15 protein-coding genes are annotated in these 17,194 nt (G+C 55.3%); 11 read left to right on the top strand and 4 right to left on the bottom strand.

Annotated elements, in window-relative coordinates; translation table 11 throughout:
• Positions 1 to 106: 106 nt before the first annotated feature.
• The 4 genes from ybgI to QNN88_RS16820 all read right to left on the bottom strand — a co-directional run bounded on the left by ybgI (position 107) and on the right by QNN88_RS16820 (position 3,672).
• On the bottom strand, positions 107 to 850 hold the full coding sequence (ybgI, locus tag QNN88_RS16835; RefSeq protein WP_414241382.1) for a radiation resistance protein YbgI: 744 nt from the start codon (positions 848 to 850) through the stop codon (positions 107 to 109).
• 129 nt (positions 851 to 979) lie between these two features.
• Positions 980 to 2,398 carry a deoxyribodipyrimidine photo-lyase gene (gene phrB, locus QNN88_RS16830; protein ID WP_414241227.1) on the bottom strand — a complete coding sequence of 473 codons (1,419 nt, stop codon included), beginning with the start codon at positions 2,396 to 2,398 and terminating at the stop codon, positions 980 to 982.
• A gap of 21 nt (positions 2,399 to 2,419) precedes the next feature.
• Positions 2,420 to 3,373: a YbgA family protein gene (locus QNN88_RS16825; protein WP_414241226.1), complete on the bottom strand. Its 954-nt coding sequence runs from the start codon at positions 3,371 to 3,373 to the stop codon at positions 2,420 to 2,422.
• A 92-nt stretch (positions 3,374 to 3,465) separates the two neighbouring features.
• Positions 3,466 to 3,672, bottom strand: a complete 207-nt coding sequence (locus QNN88_RS16820) for a YbfA family protein (protein ID WP_414241225.1) — start codon at positions 3,670 to 3,672, stop codon at positions 3,466 to 3,468.
• 308 nt (positions 3,673 to 3,980) lie between these two features.
• Here QNN88_RS16820 and kdpF point away from each other — a divergent pair, with 308 nt between their 5' ends.
• The 11 genes from kdpF to QNN88_RS16765 all read left to right on the top strand — a co-directional run bounded on the left by kdpF (position 3,981) and on the right by QNN88_RS16765 (position 17,102).
• Positions 3,981 to 4,070, top strand: a complete 90-nt coding sequence (gene kdpF, locus QNN88_RS16815; RefSeq protein WP_414241224.1) for a K(+)-transporting ATPase subunit F — start codon at positions 3,981 to 3,983, stop codon at positions 4,068 to 4,070.
• Positions 4,070 to 5,749 carry a potassium-transporting ATPase subunit KdpA gene (gene kdpA / locus QNN88_RS16810; protein WP_414241223.1) on the top strand — a complete coding sequence of 560 codons (1,680 nt, stop codon included), beginning with the start codon at positions 4,070 to 4,072 and terminating at the stop codon, positions 5,747 to 5,749. Before kdpF ends, kdpA begins: the two co-directional genes overlap by 1 nt.
• Positions 5,750 to 5,769: 20 nt before the next feature.
• Positions 5,770 to 7,818: a potassium-transporting ATPase subunit KdpB gene (gene kdpB, locus QNN88_RS16805; protein WP_414241222.1), complete on the top strand. Its 2,049-nt coding sequence runs from the start codon at positions 5,770 to 5,772 to the stop codon at positions 7,816 to 7,818.
• A gap of 8 nt (positions 7,819 to 7,826) precedes the next feature.
• Entirely contained in the window at positions 7,827 to 8,405 is a 579-nt protein-coding gene (kdpC, locus tag QNN88_RS16800) for a potassium-transporting ATPase subunit KdpC (protein WP_414241221.1), read from the top strand.
• Positions 8,392 to 11,079 carry a two-component system sensor histidine kinase KdpD gene (kdpD, locus tag QNN88_RS16795; protein ID WP_414241220.1) on the top strand — a complete coding sequence of 896 codons (2,688 nt, stop codon included), beginning with the start codon at positions 8,392 to 8,394 and terminating at the stop codon, positions 11,077 to 11,079. Before kdpC ends, kdpD begins: the two co-directional genes overlap by 14 nt.
• Entirely contained in the window at positions 11,076 to 11,753 is a 678-nt protein-coding gene (kdpE, locus tag QNN88_RS16790; RefSeq protein WP_414241219.1) for a two-component system response regulator KdpE, read from the top strand. Before kdpD ends, kdpE begins: the two co-directional genes overlap by 4 nt.
• A gap of 278 nt (positions 11,754 to 12,031) precedes the next feature.
• The gene (speFL, locus tag QNN88_RS16785; RefSeq protein ID WP_114149115.1) at positions 12,032 to 12,136 is read left to right on the top strand and encodes a leader peptide SpeFL; all 105 of its coding nucleotides are present in this window, start codon (positions 12,032 to 12,034) and stop codon (positions 12,134 to 12,136) included.
• Between the two features lie 257 nt (positions 12,137 to 12,393).
• Entirely contained in the window at positions 12,394 to 14,592 is a 2,199-nt protein-coding gene (gene speF / locus QNN88_RS16780) for an ornithine decarboxylase SpeF (protein ID WP_414241218.1), read from the top strand.
• Positions 14,589 to 15,908, top strand: coding sequence for a putrescine-ornithine antiporter (potE, locus tag QNN88_RS16775; protein ID WP_414241217.1), 1,320 nt, complete (start codon positions 14,589 to 14,591; stop codon positions 15,906 to 15,908). Before speF ends, potE begins: the two co-directional genes overlap by 4 nt.
• Positions 15,909 to 15,974: 66 nt before the next feature.
• Complete coding sequence (locus QNN88_RS16770) at positions 15,975 to 16,466, top strand: pyridoxamine 5'-phosphate oxidase family protein (protein WP_414241216.1); 492 nt, start codon at positions 15,975 to 15,977, stop codon at positions 16,464 to 16,466.
• Positions 16,467 to 16,670: 204 nt separating this feature from the next.
• On the top strand, positions 16,671 to 17,102 hold the full coding sequence (locus QNN88_RS16765; RefSeq protein ID WP_414241215.1) for a nuclear transport factor 2 family protein: 432 nt from the start codon (positions 16,671 to 16,673) through the stop codon (positions 17,100 to 17,102).
• The last annotated feature ends 92 nt before the right edge of the window (positions 17,103 to 17,194 follow it).

Genomic DNA, 17,194 nt, shown 5'->3' with positions numbered 1-17,194 from the left:
TCTGGACTCGGACAGCGCGCAAAAACCGGAGCGTACAGGGAGTACGTGAGGATTTTGAGCACTGCCCAGGGCCAGAATGGCAAGTAAATAGCCCTTATGAGGCGGGTTATGCCGGGTTGGGAATATCAATAAATGTCACATCCAGATCGGTGTTCTCCGTCAGCCATTCACTGAGCGCACGGATCCCGCCGCGCTCGGTAGCATGGTGTCCGGCGGCGTAAAAATGCAGATTCTGCTCGCGGGCGGAGTGAATGGTTTGCTCGGAGACTTCGCCGGTAATAAAGGCGTCGACGCCATACCGGGCGGCGCTATCGATAAAGCTTTGCCCGCCACCGGTACACCAGGCAACGCGTTTCACGGTATCCGGACCAGTATCGCCACACCACAGCGGTTTGCGACCCAGGCGCGCTTCAATCCACGACGCCAGTTCCAGCCCAGGGACCGGCATCGTCAGTTCGCCCCAGGGAACCAGCGGCTCGATTTCACCCATCACGGTGATGCCCAGCAGGGTCGCCAGTTGCGCGTTGTTACCCAGTTCCGGGTGGGCATCGAGTGGGAGATGCCAGCCGTAGAGGTTAATGTTATTCGCTAACAGCGTTTTCAGACGATTACGCTTCATGCCGCGGATAACCGGCGATTCGCCTTTCCAGAAATAACCATGATGAACGATGACGGCATCAGCCTCCAGACGCACCGCTTCATCCAGTAATGCCTGGCTGGCGGTCACACCAGTGACGATTTTTTGCACCGTCTCTTTACCTTCAACCTGCATACCGTTAGGCGCGTAGTCACTGATGGCGGCGCTGTTCAGCTTCTCGTTGATCAGCTGTTCCAGTTCGGTGTTTTTCATCATCGATCCCTTGTTTATTTATGCACTCCGTTAACATAGCGTCACTGCGCCTGTTCGTCGATAGACAATTCCAGACGCTGTCAAGAAACCATCATCACGTTTTGCGCTCGTCAAAATGCATCGCGAACGTCAGCTTTTTCGCGCCGCTTCATAAGCGGCAAGCGTCTGCTGGCGCGCCTGTTTGTGATCGACAATCGGCTGCGGATAGTCGAGCGAAATGCCCTCTTTCGTCGCCCATGTCCACGGCTCGTGAACCGCTTTGCCGGGGACATCGCGCAGCTCAGGGAGCCACTGGCGGATAAACTCACCGTCGCTGTCGAATTTTTCCCCCTGCGTTGTCGGGTTAAAAATGCGGAAATAGGGCGCAGCGTCGGTGCCGGTGGAGGCCGCCCACTGCCAGCCGCCGTTATTGGCAGCGAGATCGCCATCAATCAGTTGCGACATAAAATAGCGCTCGCCCAGGCGCCAGTCGATCAGCAGATCTTTGACCAGGAAGCTGGCGGTGATCATCCGCAGACGATTGTGCATCCAGCCGGTGGCGTTCAGTTGCCGCATCGCCGCATCGACAATCGGATAACCCGTTTTACCTTCCTGCCAGGCCTGTAAATCGCTTTCACTCTCTCTCCAGCGCACGCGATCCGTCCAGAGAATAAAGGGGCGGTGTTTGCACAGTTTGGGATGATATGTCATCAGATGGCGATAAAACTCACGCCAGATAAGTTCGTTCAGCCAGACGCTGCCCGCGCCGCCTTCGAGCGCCTGTGGCTGTTCGGCCAACAGACGATGCAGACACTGGCGCGGTGATAAGCCGCCGGTCGCCAGACTGGCGGATAAACGACTGGTCCCCTCAATGGCCGGGAAGTCACGTCGTTCTTCATACTCCCCCGCCCCCTGCTGGCAAAACTGGCGCAGCCGGGCAATCGCGGCTTTCTCCTCGGCGGGAAAAAGGACGGGGTCGAATTCCTGCTGCGGGTAATGAAGGTTAATCGGTAACAGCGCGGAAGAAACGATCCCGTTCTCCCGGCGGGCCGGGGCGGATACGCACTCCGGCATCCCCTCCTTTAGCCGTTTTAACCAGGCGTTTTTAAACGGCGTGAAGACTTTATACATCTCGTGATTGCCAGTCATCACCGCACCTGGCGGCAGGATCACGCTGTCATCAAACCCTTCGCAAACGATATGCGGTAGCGCCTTCTCTACCGCCGCATCGCGTTCACGCTCGTTCACTTCATACTGATAGTTATAAAACAGGTGGCTGACGTCTTGCTTTTCGCACACCGATTTCACCGTTTCAATGCTGGCCGTGAAGTCGTCGACTTCCTCAAACAGCAGCGGAATGCCTTTTTCCGCCAGCGCCTGCTGTAAGGCATTTAGCTGGACCTGGATAAAAGCGGCCTGACGCGGCGACATCGTGTGATTCGCCCACTGTTCAGGCGTGGAGATAAAGAGCGCCACGACGCGCGCCGTCCGGTGACGACAGGCGGCGGCGAGGGCAAGATTGTCATGCAGACGAAGATCGCGACGAAACCAGACCAGATGGGTGGACATAACACTCCTGAAAGTAAAAACTCAACTCCCGTAGCGCAGACGCAGGGCTTCCGGCCAGGGATCAAAATAGCGCTGCCCGCAGAGGTACGCATCCGGATATTCCGCCATATAGTGTTTGAGGAGCGTGACGGGTGCAAGCAAGGGTTGCGTGGCGCGCCGGTAACCCTCGATGAGAGAGGTGAGTTCTTGCCGCTGACGGGCATTGAGCTGTTTACGGAAATATCCCTGAACATGCATGAGCACGTTGGTGTGGTTACGTCGCGTCGCATGATGCGACATGAGATGCATCAGGCGTTGACGGTATTCAACGAAAAACGCCTCGAGACTGTCCCATTCGTGGATGGCGGCGACAAAGCGCCCCAGCTCGCGATATTCCGGCTGTGAATGGGCCAACAGCAACAGCTTGTAACGGCTGTGATAGTCAATTAGCGCGCCGCGCGTCAGCCCTTGCTGGCGGATGCCGTTCAGCTCATGCAGGGCATACAGTCGTTCGACAAAGTTTTCCCGGATATGCGGATCCTGCAAACGGCCATCTTCTTCCACAGGAAGCCACGGATAACGCGCCATCAGCACTGTGGTGTAGATGCCGCGCCCGGCTTTGCGATTGTTTTTTCCCTCCGCGTCATACACGCGCACGCGCTCCATGCCGCAACTGGGGGATTTTGCACAAACAATATAGCCGCAGAGATGTTCGAAACGGCTAACGCGTTGCTCGCTGAAGGCGGTCATCGCTTGCGTTAAATCGCCCTCTCGCTTATCGCTAAACCGTAGCGCAGTCGCACCGTCCGTTTTCACCAGACGCAGCGCAGGGCGCGGCACTGGCAAACCTATCGCCATTTCAGGGCAGACCGGTTCAAACTGAACCCACGGCGACAACTCTTCTACCGCAAAGGTCAGGCGTTTATGTCCACCGTCAAAGCGAACCGCCTCCCCTAACAAACAAGCACTGATGCCAACAGGGATTTTCTCGCTCATGACGACTCCTTTTCCATTTCTGATTAAGTGTAGCCATAAGATACAAAAAAACCGCCACATTGCTGTTGGCGGTTTTTCAGAGCGCGATTCTGTTAGTAGAAATCGCAGGTGGCTTTCTCAGCCTGATCCATCCACACCGGCTTATCGCTGGTTTTAGACCAGACGCGATGCAAATAGCTGTAAAAACGGGCGCGGTCTTTCCAGAACAACATCACCGGCAGCGCCAAAACCCCAGCCACGACGGCGAAAGTACGGCGTAACAAAATAACATGTGCTGGATATTCTTTGTACAACTCCATGATCTTCTCCCCTTTATCTGGCCGGTAATCATCACCGGTAAAATTAATTTGGTTATCTGCTGAAAATAGTACCGCTTTGCGTGTAATTTTACTACTCATCCGACCACTTAATTTTAGTTATTTAGGCTTTATTTACATTCATTCCGTAATTAAGTTACAAGAAAGTTAAATTAATACTAATCATTAGTTAAATAATGGTCTTTGCCATTTTTATACTTTTTTTACACCGCAGCCGCCGATTTTTGCGAAATCTTTGCAGGCAGATATTTACGCTCTGTTTATCACCTTTAAGCCACGGGAGGTGCACTGTGAGTGCAGGCGTGATAATCGGCATCGTGCTGATTTTTTTATTATTGGGTTATCTGGTGTATGCATTACTCCATGCGGAGGCATTCTGATGGCTGCGCAAGGATTTTTACTTATTGCCAGTTTTCTGGTGATTTTATTCGTACTCGCCAGGCCGCTAGGCGCGGGGCTGGCACGGCTTATCAACAATCATTCGCTACCCGCTACGTCGGGTGTTGAGCGCCTGCTGTGGCGCGGTCTGGGCATTTCGTCAGACGAGATGAACTGGAAACAATATCTGCTGGCGATCCTCGGACTGAATGTTCTGGGGCTGGCGATCCTTTTTGTGATGCTGCTGGTGCAGAACCTCCTGCCGTTCAATCCACAGCAGTTGCCCGGTTTGCCCTGGCATCTGGCGCTTAATACGGCGGTGAGCTTTGTCACCAATACTAACTGGCAGGCATACAGTGGGGAAACCACCTTAAGCTATTTCAGCCAGATGGCCGGGCTGACGGTACAAAACTTCCTGTCTGCCGCGACCGGCATTGCGGTGGTGTTCGCGCTGATCCGCGCGTTTACCCGCCAGAGCGTGAGCACGCTGGGCAATGCGTGGGTCGACCTGGTGCGTATTACGCTATGGATCTTATGCCCCATCGCGCTGGTGATTGCGCTGTTCTTTATTCAGCAAGGCACTCTGCAAAACGTACTGCCCTATCAGCCCTTCACCTCGCTGGAAGGCGTGCAGCAACTGCTGCCGATGGGGCCGGTAGCGTCGCAGGAAGCCATCAAAATGCTCGGCACTAACGGCGGCGGCTTCTTTAACGCTAACTCTGCGCATCCGTTTGAAAACCCGACTCCGCTGACCAACCTGGTGCAGATGCTGGCGATCTTTTTAATTCCCACCGCGCTCTGTTTCGCCTTTGGCGACGCGGCAGGCGATCGTCGTCAGGGACGAATGCTGCTGTGGGCTATGTCGCTCATCTTCATCGTCTGCGTGGCGGTGGTGATGTGGGCGGAAGTTCAGGGCAACCCCCATCTGCTGCAATTTGGCGCGGATTCCAGTCTCAATATGGAAGGCAAAGAGAGCCGCTTTGGCGTGCTGGTAAGCAGCCTGTTTGCGGTGGTGACGACAGCAGCCTCCTGCGGGGCGGTGATCGCCATGCACGATTCAATGACTGCTCTCGGCGGCATGGTGCCAATGTGGCTGATGCAGATTGGCGAAGTGGTGTTCGGCGGCGTTGGTTCGGGTCTTTACGGCATGCTGCTGTTCGTGCTGCTGGCGGTGTTTATCGCCGGACTGATGATTGGGCGTACGCCGGAATATCTGGGCAAAAAGATCGACGTTCGCGAGATGAAAATGACCGCACTGGCGATTCTGGTGACGCCTGCACTGGTTCTGCTCGGCACTGCGCTCGCCATGATGACCGACGCGGGGCGCAGCGCCATGCTCAACCCTGGTCCGCACGGGTTTAGCGAGGTGCTGTATGCCGTTTCTTCGGCTGCCAACAACAACGGTAGCGCCTTTGGGGGGCTAAGTGCTAATACGCCGTTCTGGAACTGCCTGCTGGCGTTCTGCATGTTTGTCGGTCGCTTCGGGGTCATCATCCCGGTGATGGCAATTGCCGGATCGCTGGTGGCGAAAAAGATCCAACCGGCCAGTCCTGGCACCCTGGCGACGCACGGCGCGCTGTTTGTCGGTTTACTGATCGGCACGGTGCTGTTAGTCGGCGCCCTGACCTTTATTCCTGCACTGGCGCTTGGCCCAGTCGCTGAACACCTTTCCTTACGCTAAGCGATGCGGAGCACAATGTTATGAGTCGCAAACAACTGGCGCTGTTCGAACCGTCTCTGGTCGCTCAGGCGCTGATGGACGCCGTGAAAAAACTGAGTCCTCATACCCAGTGGCGCAATCCGGTGATGTTCATCGTCTGGATTGGCAGCCTGCTGACCACCCTGATTTCCATTGCCATGGCGACCGGACAGATGTCTGGTAACGCGCTGTTTACCGGCGCCATCAGCCTGTGGCTGTGGGTCACCGTACTGTTCGCTAACGTTGCCGAAGCGCTCGCCGAGGGGCGCAGTAAAGCGCAGGCCAACAGCCTCAAAGGGGTGAAAAAGACGGCCTTTGCCCGCAAACTGCGCGAGCCGAAATATGGTGCGAAGATGGACCACGTCCCGGCCGATGAGCTACGCAAAGGCGACATCGTACTGGTGGAAGCAGGCGATATTATTCCCTGCGACGGCGAAGTCATTGAAGGCGGTGCCTCTGTGGATGAAAGCGCCATCACCGGGGAGTCCGCGCCGGTGATCCGCGAATCCGGAGGTGATTTCGCCTCGGTAACCGGCGGTACGCGCATTCTCTCTGACTGGCTGGTGATCGAATGTAGCGTGAACCCCGGCGAAACCTTCCTTGACCGGATGATCGCGATGGTCGAAGGCGCCCAGCGCCGTAAAACGCCCAACGAGATTGCCCTGACCATTCTGCTGACAGCCCTGACGATTGTCTTTTTGCTGGCAACCGCCACGCTGTGGCCGTTTTCTGCCTGGGGCGGTCATGCGGTCAGCGTCACGGTGCTGGTCGCCCTGTTGGTTTGCCTGATCCCAACGACAATCGGCGGGTTGCTCTCCGCGATTGGCGTCGCCGGGATGAGCCGTATGCTTGGCGCCAACGTTATCGCCACCAGCGGACGGGCGGTGGAAGCGGCGGGCGACGTGGACGTGTTGCTACTGGACAAAACCGGCACCATAACGCTGGGAAACCGCCAGGCCTCGGACTTCCTGCCTGCGCAGGGTGTCGATGAAAAAACGCTGGCCGACGCCGCGCAGCTCTCGTCGTTAGCCGATGAGACGCCGGAAGGCCGTAGCATCGTGATCCTCGCCAAGCAGCGCTTTAACCTGCGTGAGCGCGATGTCCAGTCGCTGCATGCGACCTTCGTCCCCTTTACCGCCCAGAGCCGGATGAGCGGCATTAACATCGACAACCGGATGATTCGTAAAGGTTCCGTCGACGCCATCCGTCGCCACGTTGAGGCCTGCGGCGGCCAGTTCCCGGCGGATGTTGAGCAAAAAGTCGATAGCGTCGCCCGTCTGGGCGCCACGCCGCTCGTGGTGGTGGAAGGCTCTCGCGTATTAGGCGTCATTGCGCTGAAAGATATTGTTAAAGGCGGGATCAAAGAACGCTTTGCTCAGCTACGCAAAATGGGCATTAAAACGGTGATGATCACCGGCGATAACCGTCTGACGGCTGCCGCCATTGCCGCCGAAGCGGGCGTGGATGACTTTCTTGCCGAAGCGACACCGGAAGCCAAGCTGGCGCTCATCCGCCAGTACCAGGCGGAAGGTCGTTTAGTGGCGATGACCGGTGATGGTACCAACGACGCCCCGGCGCTGGCGCAGGCTGATGTGGCAGTTGCGATGAACTCCGGAACCCAGGCGGCAAAAGAAGCGGGCAACATGGTCGATCTCGACTCCAACCCGACCAAGCTGATTGAAGTGGTGCACATCGGCAAACAGATGCTGATGACGCGGGGTTCACTGACCACTTTTAGTATCGCCAATGACGTAGCAAAGTATTTCGCGATTATTCCCGCCGCGTTCGCCGCGACCTATCCGCAACTGAATGCGCTGAACATCATGCGTCTGCATTCGCCGGATTCGGCCATTCTGAGCGCGGTGATCTTTAACGCCCTGATCATTGTCTTTCTGATCCCGTTGGCGCTGAAAGGCGTGAGTTATAAACCGCTCTCCGCCTCCGCCATGCTGCGTCGTAACCTGTGGATCTACGGTCTGGGTGGTCTGGTGGTGCCGTTTATCGGCATCAAAGTGATTGATTTACTGCTGACCCTGCTGGGTCTGGTATGAGGTGCTCAATGCAAGGTTTACGTCCGTTGTTTTCAACAATGATTTTCCTGCTGCTGCTGACGGGCGGCGTGTATCCGCTGCTGACCACCGCGCTGGGGCAATGGTGGTTCCCGCATCAGGCCAACGGTTCACTGATTCGGGATGAGCATGGCGTGCGGGGTTCTGCGCTGATCGGGCAGAACTTTACCTCTGAAGGCTATTTCCAGGGACGACCTTCAGCCACCGCTGAAATGCCCTATAATCCCATGGCATCCGGCGGCAGTAATCTCGCCGCCAGTAACCCGGAACTGGATAAACTGCTGCAAAGCCGGGTCGCCGCCCTGCGCGCCGCCAACCCGCAGGCCAGTCGTCGCGTACCGGTGGAACTGGTTACCGCCTCCGCGAGCGGTCTGGACTACAGCCTGACGCCTGCGGCGGTGGCGTGGCAAATCCCCCGCGTGGCGCAGGCCCGACATCTCACCATTGAACAGGTGACGCAACGGGTTGCAGAATACACGCAGAAACCGCTGGTGAGCTTTATCGGTGAACCGGTCGTAAATATTGTCGAACTCAATTTAGCGCTGGACAGCATGAATGGCGAAGAATGAACCGCTACGCCCCGACCCCGATCGCCTGCTTGAGCAGGCGGTTGCCCCGCATCGGGGAAAACTGAAAATTTTCTTCGGCGCCTGCGCGGGCGTGGGGAAAACCTGGGCCATGCTGGCCGAGGCCCAACGGCTACGTGCCCAGGGGCTGGATATTCTGATTGGCGTGGTGGAGACCCACGGACGCAAAGAGACGGCCGCCCTGCTGGAGGGTCTTAACATTCTGCCGCTGAAACGCCATGCGCGTCACGGGCGTCATATCAGCGAGTTCGATCTCGACACGGCGCTTGCCCGCCGCCCGGCGCTGATCTTAATGGACGAACTGGCGCACAGTAATGCGCCAGGTTCGCGCCATCCCAAGCGCTGGCAGGACATTGAAGAGCTGCTTGATGCCGGTATCGACGTTTTTACGACGGTTAACGTGCAGCATCTGGAAAGCCTGAACGACGTGGTCAGCGGTGTGACGGGGATTCAGGTGCGAGAAACCGTGCCGGATCCCTTTTTTGATGCCGCCGACGAAGTGGTGCTGGTCGACCTGCCGCCTGACGATCTGCGCCAGCGCCTGAAAGAGGGCAAAGTCTATATTGCCGGTCAGGCTGAACGCGCCATCGAACACTTCTTTCGTAAGGGCAATTTAATCGCGCTGCGCGAGCTGGCGCTACGCCGCACCGCAGATCGTGTGGACGATCAGATGCGCGCCTGGCGCGGGCGTCCGGGGGAAGAGAAAGTCTGGCATACCCGTGACGCGATCCTGTTGTGCATCGGGCATAACACCGGCAGTGAAAAACTGGTGCGTACCGCCGCACGGCTGGCATCACGGCTGGGCAGCGTCTGGCATGCCGTCTACGTCGAAACACCGGCGCTGCATCGTCTGCCCGAAAAGCAACGACGCGATATTCTGCACGCCCTGCGACTGGCACAAGAGTTAGGTGCGGAAACCGCCACACTTTCCGATCCCAGCGAAGACAAAGCGGTGGTCCGCTACGCCCGCGAACACAATCTTGGGAAAATCGTGCTGGGTCGTGGCACGACACGGCGTTGGTGGCATCGGGAATCCTTTGCCGATCGGCTGGCGAAACGCGCCCCTGAACTGGATTTGATGGTGGTCGCCCTCGATGAGTCACCGGTCCGGACGCTGTCGTCACTGCCCGACACCCGCGCCTTTAAGGACAAGTGGCGGGTACAAATTCAGGGCTGCCTGGTTGCTGTTGCGCTCTGTGCGCTGACGACGTTTATTGCCAGCCAGTGGCTGGCGGCCTTTGATGCCGCAAACCTGGTGATGCTCTATCTGCTCGGCGTGGTGGTGATTGCCCTTTTCTATGGCCGCTGGCCATCGGTATTTGCCACGGTTATCAGCGTCGTCAGTTTTGATCTGTTTTTTATTGCCCCTCGCGGCACGCTCGCCGTCTCGGACGTGCAGTATTTACTCACTTTTGGCGTCATGCTGACGGTGGGGCTGCTCGTCGGCAATCTGACGGCGGGGGTACGCTACCAGGCGCGCGTGGCGCGATACCGGGAACAGCGTACCCGTCATCTTTATGAGATGTCGAAAGCGCTGGCAATGGGACGCAGTGAAAAAGATATCGCCTCCACCAGCGAGCAATTTATTGCTTCGACGTTTCATGCCCGCAGCCAGATCCTGCTGCCGGACAAAGACGGCAAGCTGAACGCCCTCACCCATCAACAGGGAATGACTCCCTGGGATGATGCGATCGCTCGCTGGAGTTTTGACAAAGGGTTACCGGCGGGCGCTGGCACCGACACACTCCCCGGCGTGCCGTATCAGATCCTGCCGTTACGCAGCGCCGACAAAACGCACGGACTGGTGGTTGTCGAACCCGGCAATCTGCGCCAGTTGATGATTCCCGAACAGCAGCGTCTGCTGGAAACCTTCACGCTGCTGGTGGCAAACGCGCTGGAACGGCTGACCTTAACGGCCAGCGAAGAGCTGGCGCGAATGGCAAGTGAGCGGGAAAGCCTGCGTAACGCCCTGCTCGCCGCGCTTTCTCACGACCTGCGTACCCCGCTCACCGTGCTGTTTGGTCAGGCGGAAATCCTCACGCTCGACCTCGCCAGTGAAGGTTCCCCGCACGCCAGACAGGCCAGCGAAATTCGCCAGCACGTGCTTAATACCACGCGACTGGTTAACAATCTGCTGGATATGGCACGCATTCAGTCCGGCGGCTTCAACCTTAAAAAAGAGTGGTTGACGCTGGAAGAAGTCGTCGGTAGCGCGCTGAAAATGCTGGAGCCGGGTTTGCTTCACCCGATCAATCTTTCCCTGCCCGCGCCGCTGACGCTGATTCATGTGGATGGTCCCCTGTTCGAGCGGGTGCTGATAAACCTGCTGGAAAATGCCATCAAATACGCCGGACCGCAGGCGCAGATCGGCATTGACGCGCAGGTTGAGAGCGACCATCTGCAACTTGACGTCTGGGATAATGGGCCGGGTATTCCACAGGGTCAGGAACAGTCTGTTTTCGATAAATTCGCCCGGGGCAACAAAGAGTCCGCCGTGCCGGGGGTCGGGCTGGGGCTGGCCATTTGTCGGGCAATTGTCGAAGTACACGGCGGGACCATTGCCGTCTATAATCGCCCCCAGGGCGGTGCCTGTTTTCGTGTTACACTGGCGCAAGAAGCCCCGCCAGAACTTGAAGATTTTCATGAGGATATGTGACAAACGTTCTGATTGTTGAAGATGAGCAAGCCATTCGCCGCTTTCTGCGCACCGCGCTGGAAGCCGATGGCTTGCGCGTGTTCGAAGCCGAGACGCTTCAACGCGGTTTGCTGGAGGCGGCAACGCGTAAGCCCGATCTCATCATTCTCGATCTCGGCCTGCCGGATGGTGACGGCATCGATTTCATACGCGACCTGCGACAGTGGAGCGCCGTCCCGGTGATCGTACTCTCTGCACGTAGCGAAGAGAGCGATAAAATTGCCGCGCTCGACGCTGGTGCCGACGATTATCTGAGTAAACCATTTGGCATTGGCGAACTGCAGGCGCGCTTGCGCGTCGCTCTGCGGCGTCATTCTGCGACCCCCTCTCCTGAGCCGGTAGTACGCTTTTCCGATGTGGTCGTCGATCTCGCCGCCCACTTGATTCATCGCGGCGAAACGGAGATCCATCTGACGCCGATTGAGTTTCGTCTCCTGGCCGTCTTGCTTAACAACGCCGGAAAAGTGCTGACCCAGCGCCAGTTATTGAATCAGGTCTGGGGACCGAACGCCGTCGAACATAGCCATTATCTGCGTATTTATATGGGTCACCTGCGCCAGAAACTGGAGCAGGATCCGGCGCGACCACGTCATTTCATTACCGAAACCGGGATTGGTTATCGTTTTATGCCATGAATGGTTATTCATTATTTTTAAATAAATCTAAAAATTAATTTCCATTATTCTTACTTTCCCTAAATTATATTATTTCGGGAATTTAAGATTTTCCACAAAATTAATAAATACAGAGTTATAACAAATAATTAACAAAATGATATCTTATCGCAGACCATGCATTAAAAACGACTAAATATTTTGAAAATGATCGTTTTTTATTGATCTCCTTCACGGATTAGGCCGTTTTCCTGGATAAAATACCTTCACCTTCTACTGATAAAGGAAAGGTAATCAAAATGGAAAACAATAGCCGTACTATGCCACATATCAGGCGGACAACACATATTATGATGTTTGCCCACCGTAATAGTTTTGACTTTCATTTCTTTAATGCCCGTTAGTCTTTCGACTAAGGGCACTCCAGCATACAGGTCTTCCTGACTCGCTGTATCGCAGGCTTACGCCTGTATCTCATAGTGCTCACACTGCTTAAACCTTGATTTGCCTGTGACCGGACAGGTGAGGTTTTTTGCATCCTGAAAAAAGCAATTCACTGATTTATTTATCAGGGGACAGACTTTGCTTTTATTCCGGCGTTATCAGTTTCTCATTCGGGAAATTGAGGACCTGCTATTATCTGAAAAATAAAGAGATGAAAATGTCTGAATTAAAAATTGCCGTGAGTCGTTCTTGCCCTGACTGTTTTTCAACACAACGCACGATTGTGAATGTTGATGAAAGTAATTTTATTGATGTCGCTGCCGTGGTGTTGTCTGTCAATGATATTGAACGTGGAAAACTCGATGAAATTGACGCAACCGGATACGGTATTCCGGTATTTATCGCAACCGAAGAAGAAGAGCGCGTTCCGGCAGAACATCTGCCGCGCATTTCGGGCGTATTCGAATGCAATGAAGCCCGTACCGCTTTCTACGGTCGTCAGTTAGAAACGGCAGCCAGTCATTACGAAACACAATTACGACCACCGTTCTTCCGCGCGCTGGTTGATTATGTAAACCAGGGAAACAGCGCCTTCGACTGCCCCGGACATCAGGGCGGCGAATTTTTCCGCCGTCACCCTGCTGGCAACCAGTTCGTGGAATATTTCGGCGAAACGCTTTTCCGTTCCGACCTGTGCAATGCTGACGTGGCAATGGGCGATTTGCTGATCCATGAAGGCGCGCCGTGCATCGCACAGCAACACGCGGCGAAAGTGTTTAATGCCGATAAAACCTACTTTGTGTTAAACGGAACCTCTTCATCTAACAAAGTGGTGCTGAACGCGCTGCTGACCCCGGGCGATCTGGTGCTCTTTGACCGCAACAACCATAAGTCAAACCACCACGGTGCACTGTTACAGGCGGGCGCAACGCCAGTCTATCTGGAAACCGCACGTAACCCGTACGGCTTTATCGGCGGGATCGATGCCCACTGCTTTGAAGAGAATTACCTGCGCGAACTGGTCAGCGAAGTGGCGCCGCAACGGGCTCGCGACGCACGTCCATTCCGTCTTGCTGTTATCCAGTTGGGCACCTACGACGGCACGATTTATAACGCCCGTCAGGTGGTGGATAAGATTGGTCACCTTTGCGATTACATCCTGTTCGACTCCGCCTGGGTGGGCTATGAGCAGTTTATCCCGATGATGGCAGACTGTTCTCCACTCCTGCTGGAACTGAACGAAAACGATCCGGGTATTCTTGTGACGCAGTCCGTGCATAAACAACAGGCCGGTTTCTCCCAGACCTCGCAAATTCACAAAAAAGACAGCCATATCAAAGGTCAGTCGCGCTATGTGCCGCATAAACGCATGAATAACGCGTTCATGATGCACGCCTCCACCAGCCCGTTCTATCCGCTGTTTGCCGCGCTGGATATTAACGCCAAAATGCACGAAGGCGTCAGTGGACGCAATATGTGGATGGACTGTGTCGCCAACGGTATCGACGCCCGTAAACTGATCCTTGATAACTGCCATCATATCCGTCCGTTTGTTCCGGAACTGGTTGAGGGTAAACCGTGGCAGTCATACCCGACCGCGGAAATCGCCAACGATCTGCGTTTCTTCCACTTCGTACCCGGTGAACACTGGCATGCGTTCGAAGGTTACGCCGAGCACCAGTACTTTGTTGACCCCTGCAAACTGCTGCTGACCACGCCGGGCATCAACGCACGTAATGGCGAATACGACACCTTTGGCGTTCCGGCGACCATCCTCGCCAACTTCCTGCGTGAAAACGGCGTGGTACCGGAGAAATGCGACCTCAACTCGATCCTGTTCCTGCTAACCCCGGCGGAAGACATGGCGAAACTGCAACAGCTCGTCGCCCTGCTGGTGCGCTTCGAGCGACTGCTGGAGTCTGATGCGCCGCTGGCGGAGGTACTGCCGTCTATCTACAAACAGCACGAAGCGCGTTATGCCGGTTACACCCTGCGCCAGTTGTGCCAGGAGATGCACGATCTGTATGCGCGTCACAACGTGAAACAACTGCAAAAAGAGATGTTCCGCAAGTCGCATTTCCCGCGCGTCAGCATGAATCCACAGGATGCCAACTACGCCTATCTGCGTGGTGAAGTGGATCTGGTGCCACTGCCCGAAGCCGAAGGTCGTATTGCCGCGGAAGGCGCGCTCCCTTACCCGCCGGGCGTGCTGTGCGTGGTTCCTGGGGAAGTCTGGGGCGGTGCGGTGCTGCGTTACTTCAGCGCGCTGGAAGAAGGGATCAACCTGCTGCCCGGTTTCGCGCCGGAACTTCAGGGTGTGTACATCGAAGAACGTGATGGTCGCAAACAGGTGTGGTGCTACGTGATAAAACCGCGTGAAGCGCAGAACGGCCTGTTGAAAGGAGAAGTATTATGAGTAAAGCCAAATCCAATAAGATGGGCGTGATGCAGCTCACCATATTGACCATGGTCAATATGATGGGTTCCGGGATCATCATGCTGCCGACCAAACTGGCTGAAGTCGGTACCATTTCAATTATTTCCTGGCTGGTGACCGCTGTCGGTTCCATGGCGCTGGCCTGGGCATTCGCCAAGTGCGGAATGTTCAGCCGTAAAGCCGGCGGGATGGGTGGCTACGCAGAATATGCGTTTGGTAAATCCGGTAACTTTATGGCGAACTACACCTATGGCGTGTCGCTGTTAATTGCTAACGTCGCCATCGCAATTTCTGCTGTGGGTTACGGTACCGAGCTGTTTGGCGCGAGCCTCACCCCGGTGCAAATCGGTCTTGCCACAATCGGCGTGCTGTGGATTTGCACAGTGGCTAACTTTGGCGGTGCGCGCATTACCGGGCAGATCAGTAGCATTACCGTCTGGGGGGTGATCATTCCGGTGGTCGGCCTGTGCATCATCGGCTGGTTCTGGTTTAGCCCAACGCTGTACGCCAATTCGTGGAACCCGCATCACGTACCGTTCTTCACGGCGGTCGGTTCCTCTATCGCGATGACGCTGTGGGCGTTCCTCGGTCTGGAATCCGCCTGCGCTAACGCGGAAGTGGTGGAAAACCCGGAGAAGAACGTACCGATTGCGGTACTGGGCGGTACGCTGGGCGCGGCGGTGATCTACATCGTCTCCACTAACGTGATTGCCGGGATTGTGCCAAATATGGATCTGGCCAACTCTACGGCGCCGTTTGGTCTGGCGTTTGCACAGATGTTCACCCCGGAAGTGGGTAAAGTGATCATGGCACTGATGATCATGTCCTGCTGCGGTTCACTGCTGGGCTGGCAGTTCACCATTGCCCAGGTGTTTAAATCCTCGGCCGACGAAGGCTATTTCCCGAAAATCTTCTCTCGCGTGACGAAAGTCGATGCACCGGTTCAGGGAATGCTGACGATTGTGATCATCCAGAGTGGTTTATCGCTGATGACCATCAGCCCGTCGCTGAACAGCCAGTTTAACGTGCTGGTCAACCTGGCCGTGGTCACGAATATCATCCCATACATCCTGTCGATGGCGGCGCTGGTTATCATCCAGAGAGTGGCGAACGTTCCGCCGTCAAAAGCGAAGATGGCAAACTTTGTCGCCTTCATCGGTGCGATGTACAGCTTCTATGCGCTGTATTCTTCAGGTGAAGAAGCGATGCTGTATGGTTCCATCGTGACCTTCCTCGGCTGGACGCTGTATGGCCTGGTATCGCCACGCTTTGAGCTGAAAAATAAACACAGTTAATACCCTTTCCCGGACTGCAGGTCACTGCGGTCCGGTTCCCTCAACTTCCTGGTTAAGACTGCAATCATGAGTAATCCAGAACGTATCGTCAGCGATCCTGATGAAATTCTCGCCATTATCAAAAATCACCCGATCTGCCGGATAGCGCTCAACGATGAGACCAGTCCGTATATTGTGCCCGTCAATTTTGGTTATGAGTATCAGAACGGGCAATGGACTTTCTGGTTCCACGGCGCACGTAACGGGAAAAAGATGCGTCTGTTACGTAGAAATCCGGCAATCAGTATCGAGATTGATGGTGATCACCAGCTGATGGAGGCCGAAGAGGCCTGCGACTATAGCTTCGCATATACCAGTATTATTGCCAGCGGAAGAGCGTTCGTTGTCCGGCAGCGAAGCGAGATGGAACACGGCCTGAACGTGATAATGCGTCAGGTTGTACCAGAAAAAACGTTCCATTATCGCGAAGAGATGATGAAAGCGGTATGTGTGGTTCGCATTGACTGCCAGACATTAACCTGTCGGCGGCATACCGCAGTAGCCGCACCGTTATCGTAAACCTGATAAGCAAAGCGTCATCAACAATACCAACCGCATTTCGTCCGGCCCGCCGCTAACCTTTTTCGCGGTCTGTGACAACCATCATTAAAACGTAGTTTCATTTTTAATGAATACATGTTCTATTTATTTCCTAAATGTCGTGACAATGTTTTATTTGGTCAGGGGTCGACTAAGACCGAAAACCTCTATCAGGAGATGGACATGAAAAAAACCTTTTGTATGGCGCTCTTGCTGTTAAGCAGTTCTTGCTTTGCACAGAGCACAGACGTTAACGCGGTGACAGATGCAGTAGAAAGCATGCGTCAGGCGATGTTGAGCGGCGAAAAATCGAGTCTGGAAAAGGTGGGGTTACCTTCTCTGAGCTATGGTCACTCCAGCGGAAGAATTGAAAATAACGCCGAATTTGTTGACGCTATCGTGACCGGAAAATCACAATTTAAAACCCTGAATCTGAACGACCAGACGGTGCAGATTGATGGCGATGTCGCGATTGTCCGCCATATCCTGGAGGCCAAAACCAACGACAGCGGCAAGCCTGGCGAAGTAAAAATCGGCGTGATGCTGGTGATGAAAAAAGACAGTGCCGGAGACTGGAAGTTATTAGCGCGTCAGGCATATAAGCTCCCCCAGTAATCGCGCGAACTTCCGACAGCGTACTAGCGTAGGCCTGATAAGCGCAGCGCCATCAGGCAATCAAACGGTAGCCAACGGGAAAAGCGTTCGGG

The sequence above is a fragment of the Citrobacter sp. ANG330 genome, assembly GCF_047467925.1.
In the GTDB taxonomy this organism is placed as follows: Bacteria; Pseudomonadota; Gammaproteobacteria; order Enterobacterales; family Enterobacteriaceae; genus Citrobacter_A; species Citrobacter_A amalonaticus_G.
Note: the sequence above shows the minus strand (reverse complement) of the source record. Positions and strands in the feature narration are given on the sequence as shown.

What these genes read in the sequence shown, in the direction of transcription:
- kdpD (WP_414241220.1), top strand. Translation starts at nt 8,392, where the DNA reads ATGGCGAAGAATGAACCGCTACGCCCCGACCCCGATCGCCTGCTTGAG.
- potE (WP_414241217.1), top strand. Translation starts at nt 14,589, where the DNA reads ATGAGTAAAGCCAAATCCAATAAGATGGGCGTGATGCAGCTCACCATA.
- phrB (WP_414241227.1), bottom strand. Translation starts at nt 2,398, where the DNA reads ATGTCCACCCATCTGGTCTGGTTTCGTCGCGATCTTCGTCTGCATGAC.
- QNN88_RS16765 (WP_414241215.1), top strand. Translation starts at nt 16,671, where the DNA reads ATGAAAAAAACCTTTTGTATGGCGCTCTTGCTGTTAAGCAGTTCTTGC.
- kdpC (WP_414241221.1), top strand. Translation starts at nt 7,827, where the DNA reads ATGCAAGGTTTACGTCCGTTGTTTTCAACAATGATTTTCCTGCTGCTG.
- QNN88_RS16825 (WP_414241226.1), bottom strand. Translation starts at nt 3,373, where the DNA reads ATGAGCGAGAAAATCCCTGTTGGCATCAGTGCTTGTTTGTTAGGGGAG.
- speFL (WP_114149115.1), top strand. Translation starts at nt 12,032, where the DNA reads ATGGAAAACAATAGCCGTACTATGCCACATATCAGGCGGACAACACAT.
- ybgI (WP_414241382.1), bottom strand. Translation starts at nt 850, where the DNA reads ATGAAAAACACCGAACTGGAACAGCTGATCAACGAGAAGCTGAACAGC.
- kdpA (WP_414241223.1), top strand. Translation starts at nt 4,070, where the DNA reads ATGGCTGCGCAAGGATTTTTACTTATTGCCAGTTTTCTGGTGATTTTA.
- speF (WP_414241218.1), top strand. Translation starts at nt 12,394, where the DNA reads ATGTCTGAATTAAAAATTGCCGTGAGTCGTTCTTGCCCTGACTGTTTT.
- QNN88_RS16820 (WP_414241225.1), bottom strand. Translation starts at nt 3,672, where the DNA reads ATGGAGTTGTACAAAGAATATCCAGCACATGTTATTTTGTTACGCCGT.
- QNN88_RS16770 (WP_414241216.1), top strand. Translation starts at nt 15,975, where the DNA reads ATGAGTAATCCAGAACGTATCGTCAGCGATCCTGATGAAATTCTCGCC.
- kdpB (WP_414241222.1), top strand. Translation starts at nt 5,770, where the DNA reads ATGAGTCGCAAACAACTGGCGCTGTTCGAACCGTCTCTGGTCGCTCAG.